Here is a 12,614-nt window from a genome sequence, read left to right on the forward strand (position 1 = left end):
TCCCCGGCCCTGTGGTAGAAGAAACAGGTGGGGGAATTATCCGGGCCGCGGTTGCGGCCTACGGGCAGCCCAACCGGCAGCGTCCCGGAGACGCGCCGGCCATCGCCGGCAGGGAGTGGGCTGTCCGCAAAGAACCCGCGGTGGCCCTGGCCGCTGGCGGGGGCCGTTGCCGTGGCGGCAGCCCTCGCACTGTCTGCGGGACCACTGCTTCCCGCCCCGGCCGTCCATAAGGCGCCCCTACGGCCCCCGCTGCCCGCCGCAGCCGGGGCCGGGGAAACCGGTGCCGTGGATCCGGCACCGGCCCTTCCGTGGAAGGATCCGGTCCGGGCCAGGAAGTACCAGACCACGGAGGCGGCCACGCTGTACTCGTCCGCGACCGGCCAGAGGAAGCGCGCCTCGATACCAGCCGACTACACCCTCGCCTCGCCCGGTGGCAAGCTCAGCTCCGACGGCACCCGGGTGCAGGTCCGGTACCGTTCCGAGACCGGCTGGGTGCCGCTGTCCAAAACCATCCGGGTGGCCCTGTCCACGCCGGCGGGAAAGCTCTCCTGGAAGGACTCGGCGGCCAGGAACGTGGCCCCGTGGTGCGCGGGGGTGAGCATCAGGACCAGCAGCGCCGGCGGCAACTCCGCCCACGTGGACTGGGCCCGGAACGGGCCAGGGCGGAAGGAGGCCCGCGAGTGGATCAGCCTGGCCACCGTGGCGGGCCGGAACAGGCCGCTGGACCCGAACCATCCGCTGGCCGTGGCCATCCAGTACCACGAATGCGCCCATATCCTGCAGTACCGGGCGTACGGATACGACGGGGCAGCGCTCAAAGCGGCCATGAACCGGGCCTACGGCAGGGACAACGGGATCGAACACATGGCCGACTGCATGGCCGACGTCCTGGGCGCCCGACGCACCGGCACCGATTACCTTCCCGACGGCTCCACCCGGATGTGGGTCGCCGGCTATGGCGGGTCCTGCACCGGCGGGCAGTTGGGAGCGGCCCGGAAGCTGATCGCCGGAGAGAGGCCCTAGCGGGAGGGCCTTGCGGGGTGCAGCCCAGCGGGGAACCCAGTGGGGCGGGCTCCTGGCCGGAGCATCCGGAAAGCACCCGGGTCCTGCGCCGCGGCAGGGTTCTTGGGTGGAACGGCGCCGCTAGCCGCCGACGATCTCCAACTGGAGTGCGTAGGCCGCCACCAGGGCCCGCTCCAACTCTTCCACTGTGGTTCCGGGGACCAGGTCCTCCGCCGCGCCGGCCGTGCGCGGGTCAAACGGCAGCCCCAGGGAGTCGTACACGTCGGTCAGGACGGAGCGGATGGGGGCGGAGTCCTCCACCACAAACACTGAGGAAAACAGCCACGCTCCGGCAACCACGCGCTGGGCCGTGCCCACCAGCTTCACCGCGCCTGCCGGCACCACCCGCGGCCCCGGGCGGGGCCCGCCCGCCTCCCGAGAGGACTCGGCGGCGGCGGGCAGTCCGTGGACGCTGTACTCGCCGGGGCAGTACTCCCCCGGAATTTCGCCGACGCCCGCGTCAAGGCCCAGCGAGCGCAGCGTCGAGGCGTACAGTTCCCCCAGGATCCGGAAGCGCTCCTGGTGCCCCATCATCGCTTCGGCGGCCGGTTCCACATGGTCCACGATCAGCGTCCCGCGGTGGTAGGCGGCAGCACGCCCGCCGGCTTTGCGCACCACCGGGGCGAACCCTGCCGCCGCGGCGGCCTCGGCCGCGGCGGAGTAGCCGGGCAGGCGCACGTCGCGCTGGCCGAAGGCAAGGGTCGGTTCGGGACGGTACATCCGCAGCGTCGGCGGCCGTTCGCCGGAGCGCACCTGCCCCAGCAGTTCAATGCCTGCGTGCAGGTCCTCCGCAGGGTCCCCGGAGGCCCCGGTCCGCCAGAGGGTCAGCGGGGCTTCGGAGCCCGGATTCCACAAACTCATGGAACCCAGTTTATGGGCCGAGGGCCCCGGGCCGAGCGCCAGCGAGGCGCGGGAGGCCCATGAACGTTATGGGCCGAGGGCCCCGGGCCGAGCGCCAGCGAGGCGCGGGAGGCCCATGAACGTTATGGGCCCGGTCAGCGCGCGGCGATGATCCGGCTGACCTTGGCAGTCTTGTTGTCCAGCGTCCTGACCGTGATGGTTCCGGAGAACGTGGACGGCAGCTCCACCGTGTAGCGGACCCTGTCCCTGGCCCTGTCCCTGGTGGAGGACAGGTCGATCGTCCCGACCCGCCGCGTGCCGGCGTAGACGGCAATCCGGCCGTAGCCGCTTCCGCGCGCGGCGACGACCTGCACGCCCCTGGCGTCCCGCACTCCGCCCAGCCTGAGCCAGGCGCCCTTGGTCCGGGAACGGTAGGCCTTGTCAGCATAGAAATCGGGGCCGGTGGCCACCCTCCAGCTGCTGGAGCGCTTCAGGGACTCCATCAGCGGCGTGCGGGTGAGGGCGGCGAAACTGGCCCGCGGGGAGGATCCGCCAAAGCGGCTGACCGCCCGGACGCCTACCTGTACCGTCTCGCCGTTCCGGACGGGGACGTCCAGGCTGGTTGCGGTGGTGGTGGCGATCCTGGTCCAGGAGGACGGCATTGCCTCGCCGTGGGCGGCCCGCCTGGCCCACACCGTGTACCTGGCCGCGTCCTTCTGCGGCTTCCAGGAAAACGCCGCCGCACGGGACAGCAGGAACCGGGAGGGTCCGGAAGACAGGGCCGGTTTGGCCGCCGGAGCAATCCGTGTTCCCGGCGGCGCGGCGGCCGCGGCGCGCGGCAGCGCGATCCCGGCGACCTTCACCCCCGGTCCGCCGGCCACCAGCGTGAGCGTTCCCGCGCTGCCGGAGGGCAGCGCCAGGGTCTTGGTCACGTAATCCCCGGAGGGCGGGAAGGACAGGGTGCCGACCTGGGTGCCCCCCACCTTCACGGAGAGGCTGGCCGGGGCCGTGCCGGACAGTGCCGTGACGCTGACGCGGGCGGTTCCGCGGGTACCGGCCACACCCAGCGTTGCGTTGGATCCATTGGCGGTGAAGGCGATTCCCCCGGGGGCGCCGGGGTCCGTGCTCCGCCTCCAATGGGAGGCCTTGACCTGCGATTCCAGGGAGACGCCCCGGGTGGCCTGTCCCAGCTTGGTGATGGCGCCGGTGCGGCCGGAGGAATCGAGGGCGCGCACCCCATAGACAATGGTCTCCCCCGCTTCCAGGGGGAGTTTCGCCGTCGTGCCCGTGGTGGTGCGCCCGGCCCGCCAGATGCGCCCGTCGGTGAAGGATTCCCCGTGCAGCGCCCCGCGGTACATCACCTGGTAGGCCACGGCCCGGTCCACCGGCTTCCATTCCAGCCGCACGGTGCCGGCCGCGGTGACGGCGGCCGGGGTGACGGCGGCCGGGGCGGGAGCCGCGAGCGCGTCCCCGGCCTTGCCGTACCTGGCGGTCGCCGCCTTGATCCTCCGGGCCACGTCCTGGCGGATGGAGCCAAGCTTCGGGTAGAGGTACCGGCCCGGGCAGGCGGTCTGGTTGGTGTCGCGGTGGCCCAGCACCACGGGAACCCGCACCCGGGTGCCGTCCTGGGCGCGCGCGGTGGAGGGACCGGCGACGGTGGTGGTCAGCGTGGTCCTGCCCGTCACGTCCAGGTTGTACTGGTAGCCCTTCCAGGCCAGCACCTTGGCCAGCGCGCCCACCGCGGCCGGGGGCGGGGCGGCGATGTCGAAGTTGCCCAGCATCGAGACGCCGATGGTTTCGGCGTTGTACCCGCCGGCCTGCGCGCCGACCGTCAGTTGGGTGAGCGCGCCGCGGCGACCCTCGTAGATGGTGCCGAAGCGGTCGACCAGGAACTGGTATCCGATGTCGTCCCACCCCAGCGACCTGGTGTGGTAGTCGTAGATCGCGCGGATCTGCTGGTAGGCCTGGGCCCTGGTGTAGTTGTTGGAACTGGCCGTGTGGTGCACATACATGGCCTTCAGCCGGAGGGAGCGGCGGTCCGTGGTGTCGGACTGGGATTCGTTGGCTCCCCACTGGGCCCTGGTGACGAGGGCCGGCCTCAGCGCGGCGCCGTCCACGGAGGCGGGCAGCTTCGCGTCAAGGGCGGTGGAGGCCGCAGAGGCGGAAACCGCGTACGACGCCGGCAGTGCGGTGACCGTCCCGGTCCCGGCATTCCCGGTGCCGGCCGGGACGGCCACGGCGGTGCCGGCCGGGGCCGGTTCAAGCCGGCCGTCGGTGGCGGCGGTGCCGGCCGAGACGAGGCTGATGGACAGGTCCGCCGGGGCCTGGCCGGTGGCCGTGAGCACCCGGGCCTGGACGCCGTCGGCCCCAAGGGTCAGGACGGGGTCGGTTCCGGCCTTCGCCGTGCGGGATCCGGGGCCCTCGCCGGTACTGCCGGGCAGCACCTCAAGGCTCATCCACCCGGACCATTCGCCGTCCTCGCGCACCCGCAACGCCGCTTCGAGGACCCGGTTGCCGGCTTCCGCGCTCCAGGTCAGGCCGGCTGCGGTGAAGCCGGGCGTGGCGCGCGGCGCGGTCAGAGCCGCGAGCTGGCCGTCGTCGGACGGGTCCGCCTCGGCCGCCGGCCCCGCCGGAGGAGGATCCTGGAGGGGGCGCTCCGGCAGCGGGAGCGCGGCAGCGGCGTCCTGCGGGATGGCGCCGGTAAGGGGCTCGGCCTCGGCACGGGCCGCCCGGGAGCGGGCCGCCTGCCCGTCCACCCCGTCGACCGGGAGTTCGCGCACGCCCTGGCCGTCCACGGGCGCGGCCTCCTCCACCGGAACCCCCTCGGCCGGGACTTCCTCAGCCGGGACTTCCTCAGCCGGGACTTCCTCAGCCGGGGCCCCCTCAGCCGGGGCCCCCTCGATAGCGGAAGCTGCGGGGGCGGCCCGTGCCGGTGCCGCCGGCCCCGGCACGGCGAGCAGGGCCGCGGCCAGAACCGTGGCCAGGGCGGTGGGCAGCAGGGCCGGGCGGCGGAACCTGCCGGACGCCGGCTCGGAAAGGCGAGTCATGCCCCGAAGCTTACAGATTCCCCCAAATCGGCCACAGGGGGCGGACGCATTTATTCGGACCTGTCAAAAGCCCCCGGGACTAGGCGCCCCGCTCGGGCATGGGCCGCACCGTCAGGATCTGTTCGCTGCGCCCGAAAGGACCCTCGACGTCGTGCAGGACCGCCGAAGTCAGGCCAATGCCGTCGGTCCCATAGGTCTGCCGGGCGGCCAGGCCCAGCCATTCGCCCACCGGGGCACGGTGCATGTGGATCTGCAGGTCCACGTTCGGGAACATCCAGGACACCGGTCCCGGCCCCATTCGCGGCGCGACGCCGTTGGCGGTGTCGACCAAGCCCATCAGGCGCACCAGGTCGGAGGTGGGCAGGCCGTCGACCATCTCGCGCGGCGAGCGCAGCCAGACCACGCCCCGGCCGGGCCGGTGGCCCGGTTCCACCCGGAAATCCAGCGACCGGATGAATCCGCCCGGCCAGGAGGACATGCCTTCCCACTCCGGCAGGTCTTCCGGGTGGGTGACGGAGCGGTCCTCGACGGCGGCGACGGGGGCCGAGTCGAGCGTCTTGAGCCGCCAGGCGCGGGCCAGGACCGCGCTCCTGCCCTGGCAGACCATTTCCGCCTCGATCAGTTCGATGGTGCGTCCCGGCCGGACCATGCGGGTGCGCACCTCCAGTTCGCCGGCGTGGATGACCCCGAGGATGTCCAGGCTGATGCGGGCCATCCGCATCTCGGGCCGCGGCTGGAACAGTTCCAGTTCGTGCGTGAGCAGCCCGGTCGCGGCGGCCATGTGCTGCTCGGCGGGGTTCCAGGCTCCCTGGGTGTGGGCTGAGGAGTGGTAGCGGCTCCCACCCAGCCCCTGGTAGTAGGCCTCGGTCCGGGCGAACGGGGGCTCCTGCCCCTGCTGGACGGTCGTGGTCAATGCGGCGCTCCTTGCCTCAAGGTCGGGGACCCCAAAATGGTGGAGATCAACAGTCCGGGCCCCCTGCACCGGCCTCCAGCACCGGGCTCCAACATCGGGTCCTCCCGGCCGGGGCACCCGGGACGGGTCCGGCCCGGTTTCCCCTTCCCTGCCCCACTCTATCCGCGGGCGCGGGTGTCCGGCAGGAGGCTGCGGCCGGAGTGCCTAGCGGTGCAGTGCAATCACTTCGATCCGCTCCCCGGGTCCGGCCAGGACCAGCACGTCGCGTGCCTCCACGCCCCCGAGGGCGCGGGCGAGCGCCTCGGTGCCCGGGCCGGCGTCGGGACCTCCCCCGGCGGGGCGGGCGGCGGTCCGCCACACGGTGACCTCGGCCCCGGTGGCTTCCGTGATGGCACGGGCCAGCGGGCCGGCGTCGGAACCGGTCACCAGGACGGCCCGGGCAATGGTGCGCGGGCGGGCCGCAGCCGCCGGGGCGAGTGCGGCGCGGTCGCTGCGCCAGATGGCGAAGTGGTACCCGGCCACCAGGCCGGTGGCGGCCAGCAGGCCCAGCGGGGCCCGAATCCTGTCCACCAGGCCGGTGCCGGAGGCGTCCTCGAGCAGGAACTCGAACACGCGGTATCCCACCACCAGCAGCGCGATCAGGGCCACCACCGCACTGGCCCCGAACACCACCACCAGGTAGATGCGCCGTCCGGCGGGGTCCGCGGCGGCGGCCGGTTTCCAGGCCAGCCACCAGGCGGGGCCGCCGACCAGCAGCGAGGCCAGTCCGCCGAGCAGCAGGGTCCGCGGATCCTCCCCGGCCAGCGGGGTGGTGGCCAGGGCCAGCGCGGCATTGAGGACGACGCCGATGCCCGAGGCCGCGGCGGCCAGGGCCGCCCCGGAGACCAGCAGCCTGGCCGCATCCCGGACCGTCCCGGAGTGCCCCCGGGCGGCGAGGTGGTGGTAGCGCCATACCAGCAGGCCCACGGACGCCGCGGCCAGTCCGCCCGGAAGGGGGGACAGCAGGGTGTGGAGGGGGTCGGTGCGGTCGAACGCCACCCGCAGCAGGACGTACACGGCCACCCCGGCCCCGGCCAGGGCCGTGATGGCCGCGGCCGTGATGCCCAGGACGGCCAGGGCGACGTCGGCCAGCCGGGTGCTCAGGCCGCGGGCACCTTCGCGCATCCAGTGCCACCGCCAGATGGCCAGGCCACCGAGGGCCCAGACGCAGGATTCCAGGGTGGGGATCCACCAGGGCCGTCCGAGGCCGGATTGGGCCGCGGCCGCGGCGGTGGCGGCCGCGAAGACGCCCTCCAGGGCTGCGGCAGTGGCCCCGGCGCCCAGGACCAGGCCGAAGGCCGTCCCGGCGACCGCCGGAACATCGGCCAGGCGCAGCGGCCCCTTGGAGGGGTGGCGCCACATCTGGCGGTGCCAGAGCCAGACGGCGGCCCATACCAGCCCGCTGGCCAGTGCCGGCCGCCAGGCTGGCGTCCCCCCGCCCACGAGCGAGGCCGCGGCCTCCAGCAGGTTGGAGGCCGCGGCGACCAGCGACACCACGTAGATGCCGGAGAGGTACAGCCCCCAGGCGAGGGCGGAACGCTCGGCCGGCTCCGCGAGGCGCCGCCATACGGCCCACCAGAGGACGGCGGCCAGCGGGCCGCCGATGAGGGTGAAGGCAAGCGAGCGGGCCAGGCCCGCCGTGTCACTGCCGGCAAATTCGTTGCCGAGGGCAAGGAGGCGCCCGAGCAGTCCGCCCAGTCCGCCGGCGGCAATGGCCACGAGCGCGAAAAGCAGAAGGTAGACGACCAGGCGGCGCACCGTTGGCTGGGTGGTGCCGGCGCTCGGCCCGGGGCCGGGGCGCGCGCCGCTCACCGGGTCACCGCGCCGCTGCCGCAGATGGCCAGCTGCCAGGGCGCAGTGTCGATCAGCCACCGCCCGTCCACCCTGGCCAGGTCGAAGACGTCGTCGTAGGCGTATTCGGAGGGACCGAAAGGTCCGCCCTCGGCGGAGGACACCAGGGAGACCTTCACGTCAGCGGTGTCTTCGCGGACCGTGGTGGAGACCAGGACCACGCGCAGGTTTTCGGGGGCGGGGTGTTCCCCGTGGCGGCAGCCCCTCCGGGCAGCCTCGGTCAGGTAGGTGGCCGCGGCGGCTTCGTCCCCCTCGATCACGGCCGCGGCATAGCGCTGCACGACGCCCTCGGGCGTGGACTCGTCCAGCAGCACCGGCTCCCCCCGCGCGAAAACCAGCACCAGGGACAGGACCACCAGCGCGGCGACCGCGGCCAGGATGGCAAGCAGCACACGGTCCGGTTTTTTGGGTGTTGCGTTCATGGCGCAAGTATGCCCCCCAAAGATGGGGCCTGACTAGGTGAAAGAGAAGGAGCGGACGCATGCGGGGAGCGCGGCGGGCGCTCGCTGGCCGGACTCCGGAGCCGGCGTCCGTGACCGGCTGTCCAGGGCCGGCCGTTCAGGGCCGGCCGTTCAGGGCCGGCCGTTCAGGGCCGGCCGTTCAGGGCCGGCCGTTCAGGGCCGGCCGTTCAGGGCCGGCCGTTCAGGGCCGGCCGTTCAGGCGCCGCCGAAGAGGCGTTCCTCCTGTTCGGCGTACCGCTGGAGCAGCTCCAGGGCATGGCGGCCGGCAGGCCCCTCCTGCTCCAGGCCCGCGCGCATCGACTCGAGCTTCCGGGCCCCGTCCGGGAACGGGGCCAGCAGGGGCACGGCCGGGTCCGTGCGCACGTCGATCACCACCGGCGTGTCGGCCGCGAACGCCTCCTCCCACGCGGCCCCCAGCCGCTCCGGATCGGTAACTTCGATCCCGCGCATCCCCAGCAGTTCCGCGTAGCGGGCGTAGGGGAACTCGGGCAGGTCCTGGGTGGGGCCATAGCGCGGGTCCCCCTCCGTTTCGCGCATCTCCCAGGTCACCTCCGCCAGGTCCCCGTTGTTGAACACGCAGACCACGAAGCGCGGGTCGGCCCAGTCCCGCCAGCGGGCGGCCACCGTCACCAGTTCGGCGATGCCGCTCATCTGCATGCCCCCGTCGCCGGCCAGCACGACGGCCGGTCGGCCGGGCTCGCGCAGCTTGGCGGCCAGCCCGTAGGGAACCCCGCACCCCATGCTGGCCAGGGTGCTGCAGAACTGGACCGGCACGGTGGGGGGCAGCAGCAGCTGCCGGGCGTACCAGTAGACGCAGCTGCCGACGTCGAGCGCCAGCTGGGCGTCGTGCGGCAGCCGGGGCGTCAGTTCGTGGACCACGCGTTCGGGGTTGACCGGTTCGGCCGGGGTCAGCGCCCGTTCCCGGCACAGGCTGCGCCAGTCCGCAACGGCCCTGCCGACCGTGTCCATCCAGGGCCTGCGGCGTTCGGCCCCGGCGGGGTCCAGCCGGGCGGCCAGTTCGCGCAGCGTGGCGGCCGCGTCGCCCACCAGGGCAACCTCCACGGGGTAGCGGTTGCCCACCTGCTTCCCGCTGAGGTCGATCTGCACTGCGCGGGCGGTTCCGGGCTTGGGGTAGAACTCGGTCCAGGGATCGTTGGAGCCCACGATCAGGAGGGTGTCGCAGCTGTTGAGCAGCATGGCGCTGGCGGGAGTGCCCAGGTGCCCCATGACGCCGGCGGCATGGGGCAGCGATTCGTCGACGTAGGGTTTGCCGAGCAGGCTGGTGGCGATGCCCGCCCCCAGGAGCAGGGCCATGCGGTGCACCTCCTCCCGCGCCCACCGGGCGCCCTGCCCCACCAGCAGCATGACCCGCTCGCCGGCGTCGAGCAGGCGGGCGGCGGCGTCCAGGTCGGCGCCGTCGGGCACCGTGCGGGGGGTCGACCACAGGGGTGCGGTGGCGATGGTACCGTGGGCGCCCTCCAGTTCGGCGGCCGGCTGCTTCTGCACGTCGTGGGGGACGATGACCACGCAGGGCGAGGAGGTGGCCAGGGCCGTGCGGAAGGCCCGGTCCAGCACCATCGGAACCTGCTCGGGGGTGGAGACCTGCTGGCAGAACTGGGCGGCGACGTCCTTGAAGAGGGACAGCAGGTCGATCTCCTGCTGGTACTGCGAGCCGATCACGGTGGAGTTTTGCTGTCCCACGATCGCCACCACCGGTGTGCTGTCCAACTTCGCGTCGTAGAGGCCGTTGAGCAGGTGCACGGCGCCGGGGCCCTGGGTGGCGACCACGACGCCGATGCCCTGGCTGTCCCGGCCTTCCCGGCCCGCTGTCCCCGCAGGGGCAGGCCCCCCGGCTCCAGCCTCCGCGGGTGCGACCGGCGCGTGCCCGCCACCAAACTGGCCCACCCCGTACTTGGAGTGGGCCACGGCCATGAAGGCCGCATTCTCCTCATGCCGGGCCTGGACGAATTCCGGTCCGCCCGGGCTGCGGCGCAGCGCCCCAATAAACGTGTTGATGCCGTCGCCGCTGTACCCGAACAGCCGCCGAACGCCCCAGGCGTTCAGCCGTTCGACCATCGCATCGGCCACCAGTCGTTGCGTCATCGCCGGCTCCTTACGGTGTGTGCCTGTTGTGTGCCCGTCCGCCCCCTGCCCGGCCCGGGCCCGCGTCCCACCGTCCTGCCTACCACGGCGGAGGCCGGCCCGGAAGGTTTCCCTCCGGCGCGATGGCAGGCTGCCGGGGGCAGGTGGCACACTCGGTCCATGCGTGAATTCGTCGTCCTCGGCACCGCCTCGCAGGCACCGACGCGGACCCGCAACCACAACGGGTACCTGCTGCACTGGGACGGGGAGGACCTGCTCTTCGACCCGGGAGAGGGCACCCAGCGGCAGATGATCCACGCGGACGCCTCCGCTGCCCACATCACGCGCATCTGCATCACCCATGTGCACGGGGACCACTGCTTCGGCCTGCCCGGAGTGCTCTCCAGCATGGACCTGAACCGGGTGGAGCATCCCGTCCACCTGCACTACCCCGCCTCCGGGGACGGGGTGGTCCGGGCCCTCGTGTCCGCTGCCTCCCCGCACATCGACCTGAGGCTGCACCCGCACTCCGGCCCCGGACCCGTCGCCCCGGGCCTGGAGGTGCGGCCCCTGCGCCACCGCGTCGAGGCCTACGGCTACCGGCTCGTCGAGCCGGACGGCATCACCCTCCTGCCGGACCGGCTTGAGGCGGCCGGGATTGAGGGGCCCGACGTCGGGCACCTGCTGCGCGCCGGAAGCCTTGGCGGAGTGCGGCTGGAGGACGTGAGCGCGCCGCGGCCCGGGCAGCGGTTCGCCTTCGTCATGGACACGGCGCCATGCCCCGGTGCCGAGGAGCTGGCCGAGGGAGCCGACCTGCTGGTGGCCGAATGCACCTTCAGCGACGACGACGCCGGCCTCGCCGCCAGCTACCGCCACCTGACCGCCGGGCAGGCCGGTGCGCTGGCTTCCGGCGCCGGTGCGGGGATGCTGGTCCTGACCCATTTCTCGTCGCGCTACGCCGACACCGCTCCGCTGGCCGCGCAGGCCCGGGCCCGGGCCGGCGGGGCCGAGGTGGTGGCCGCCAGTGACCTTGACCGCTTCGAGTTCCCCAAACGGCGGCACCTGCCCTCCTGAGGTCGCGCCCCTCCCGGGATCACGCCGGACGGGCTGGGGCTGCCCTGCCCGCCACCGCGCCCGTCCCTTCCCCGGCGTGCCGGGTGGGGCCCGCTGCCGGGAAGCGCGGGCCGAACATGGCCGAAAAAGCCCGCTAACCCGTGCGGAGGGGGAAGTTCAATAAGGGAAAGAGGGCCAGGAAGGCGCCGAACGCACGGGTATTCCGGGCATTCGGGGCATAAAAAATGGGCCGCGGACATTCCGCGGCCCATTTTTTGTGGCGCTAGTTGTTAGCTTCCATATAGGCGTCGACCACCGACTGCTTGATGCGCCCCTTGGGCGCCACCTCAAGGCCCTGGCTGGCTGCCCATTCACGGATCTTCTGGAGTTCCACCGGCCCCCGGCGGGCTCCGCCTTCGGTGCGCGGGGCCTTTCCGGACTCCTTAGTGGCCGCCTTAATGTAAGGTGCCAGGGCATCCTGGAGCCCCCGGTAGTTTTCCGGACTCAGATCGATTGTGTACTTGTCATCGCCAAGGGCAAATGTGTAGGACTTGGCGCCCGCCGTTCCATCAATGTCGTCAACGATAATCAAGGATTTAGCCATTCAATAAGATTACAGCTTACAACTCAATAATGAAAAGGTGCCCCTCTGTCGCTTGGGCGAAATTGCCTCCGGCGCTCTTCCTAAAAGGCCTCCATAGCGTTGCCGGACAGGATCACCCGTCCCAAAAGTTCCATTTCCCGGCTATTCCGAAAGGGCTTTGCCGGCTATTCAGGAAGGGGGAATAAGTGCCCGGGTGCCTTCCGCCCGCTGTTCGGCAGGCGGCTTTTGCCACGGCCAGCGTCCGGTAATTTCCAGCTCCAAAGAGAAGCTGAGGAAGGTACGGATCAGCACAATCAAGGCAAGCACGCCCACCGAGTCGAAGGTCGGGGCCACCGCGACGGTACGGATGATGTCGGCGGCGACCAGCAGTTCCAGGCCCAGCAGGATCGAGCGCCCCAGCCGCCGCCGGTACGTCCCGTACGTATCCCCGCCCCGCCGCCGCGCCAGGGCCGCGGCGGCCTGGAGTGTCGCGACGGCCGCTCCGATGACGATGGCGGCCACGCCCGCGATGTCCACGGCCTTGCCCACGGCATCCATGGCGGTGTGGAAATCCATTGCGGTGTGGGAATCCATGGCCCCTCCCGTTCCTGTGGCCGGACCTGCCGCGGCGCCCCCGGCGCGGCAGGTCCGGCTCCCCGCCGGGGATTGTTCCCATTCTGGAA

At 72.4% G+C, this 12,614-nt stretch carries 10 protein-coding genes; 2 read left to right on the top strand and 8 right to left on the bottom strand.

Annotation, left to right across the window (positions count from 1 at the left end; genetic code table 11):
- The first annotated feature begins 285 nt into the window (after positions 1-285).
- Positions 286-1,023: a hypothetical protein gene (locus NCCP_RS03600; protein ID WP_149955857.1), complete on the top strand. Its 738-nt coding sequence runs from the start codon at positions 286-288 to the stop codon at positions 1,021-1,023.
- A 120-nt stretch (positions 1,024-1,143) separates the two neighbouring features.
- On the opposite strand, the gene NCCP_RS03605 is transcribed toward NCCP_RS03600, so the two are convergent.
- From NCCP_RS03605 to NCCP_RS03630, 6 genes are all read right to left on the bottom strand, one after another.
- Complete coding sequence (locus NCCP_RS03605; protein ID WP_149955858.1) at positions 1,144-1,923, bottom strand: lipoate--protein ligase family protein; 780 nt, start codon at positions 1,921-1,923, stop codon at positions 1,144-1,146.
- Between the two features lie 134 nt (positions 1,924-2,057).
- Positions 2,058-4,949, bottom strand: coding sequence for an N-acetylmuramoyl-L-alanine amidase (locus NCCP_RS03610; RefSeq protein WP_149955859.1), 2,892 nt, complete (start codon positions 4,947-4,949; stop codon positions 2,058-2,060).
- A gap of 79 nt (positions 4,950-5,028) precedes the next feature.
- A complete protein-coding gene (locus NCCP_RS03615) occupies positions 5,029-5,862 on the bottom strand; it encodes a thioesterase family protein (RefSeq protein WP_225873655.1) in 834 nt (277 codons plus the stop codon).
- 204 nt (positions 5,863-6,066) lie between these two features.
- Positions 6,067-7,713 (bottom strand): DUF5671 domain-containing protein, encoded by a 1,647-nt coding sequence (locus NCCP_RS03620; RefSeq protein ID WP_172627278.1) that lies wholly within the window; start codon positions 7,711-7,713, stop codon positions 6,067-6,069.
- Positions 7,710-8,174, bottom strand: coding sequence for an LpqB family beta-propeller domain-containing protein (locus tag NCCP_RS03625; RefSeq protein WP_149955860.1), 465 nt, complete (start codon positions 8,172-8,174; stop codon positions 7,710-7,712). Before NCCP_RS03625 ends, NCCP_RS03620 begins: the two co-directional genes overlap by 4 nt.
- Before the next feature lie 234 nt (positions 8,175-8,408).
- On the bottom strand, positions 8,409-10,316 hold the full coding sequence (locus NCCP_RS03630) for a thiamine pyrophosphate-binding protein (RefSeq protein WP_149955861.1): 1,908 nt from the start codon (positions 10,314-10,316) through the stop codon (positions 8,409-8,411).
- 159 nt (positions 10,317-10,475) lie between these two features.
- On the opposite strand from NCCP_RS03630, the gene NCCP_RS03635 reads away from it, so the two are divergent.
- A complete protein-coding gene (locus NCCP_RS03635; protein WP_149955862.1) occupies positions 10,476-11,369 on the top strand; it encodes a ribonuclease Z in 894 nt (297 codons plus the stop codon).
- Between the two features lie 262 nt (positions 11,370-11,631).
- On the opposite strand, the gene NCCP_RS03640 is transcribed toward NCCP_RS03635, so the two are convergent.
- Both NCCP_RS03640 and NCCP_RS03645 read right to left on the bottom strand, forming a co-directional pair.
- Positions 11,632-11,952 (bottom strand): histone-like nucleoid-structuring protein Lsr2, encoded by a 321-nt coding sequence (locus tag NCCP_RS03640; RefSeq protein ID WP_149955863.1) that lies wholly within the window; start codon positions 11,950-11,952, stop codon positions 11,632-11,634.
- Positions 11,953-12,120: 168 nt separating this feature from the next.
- Positions 12,121-12,507, bottom strand: coding sequence for a DUF1622 domain-containing protein (locus NCCP_RS03645; RefSeq protein ID WP_149955921.1), 387 nt, complete (start codon positions 12,505-12,507; stop codon positions 12,121-12,123).
- Positions 12,508-12,614: the final 107 nt, after the last annotated feature.

The sequence above is a fragment of the Zafaria cholistanensis genome (assembly GCF_008580665.1).
Lineage (GTDB): Bacteria > Actinomycetota > Actinomycetes > Actinomycetales > Micrococcaceae > Zafaria > Zafaria cholistanensis.

Coding starts and splice junctions, on each gene's coding strand:
- NCCP_RS03605 (WP_149955858.1), bottom strand. CDS start 1,923: ATGAGTTTGTGGAATCCGGGCTCCGAAGCCCCGCTGACCCTCTGGCGG.
- NCCP_RS03610 (WP_149955859.1), bottom strand. CDS start 4,949: ATGACTCGCCTTTCCGAGCCGGCGTCCGGCAGGTTCCGCCGCCCGGCC.
- NCCP_RS03625 (WP_149955860.1), bottom strand. CDS start 8,174: ATGAACGCAACACCCAAAAAACCGGACCGTGTGCTGCTTGCCATCCTG.
- NCCP_RS03630 (WP_149955861.1), bottom strand. CDS start 10,316: ATGACGCAACGACTGGTGGCCGATGCGATGGTCGAACGGCTGAACGCC.
- NCCP_RS03635 (WP_149955862.1), top strand. CDS start 10,476: ATGCGTGAATTCGTCGTCCTCGGCACCGCCTCGCAGGCACCGACGCGG.
- NCCP_RS03640 (WP_149955863.1), bottom strand. CDS start 11,952: ATGGCTAAATCCTTGATTATCGTTGACGACATTGATGGAACGGCGGGC.
- NCCP_RS03645 (WP_149955921.1), bottom strand. CDS start 12,507: ATGGATTTCCACACCGCCATGGATGCCGTGGGCAAGGCCGTGGACATC.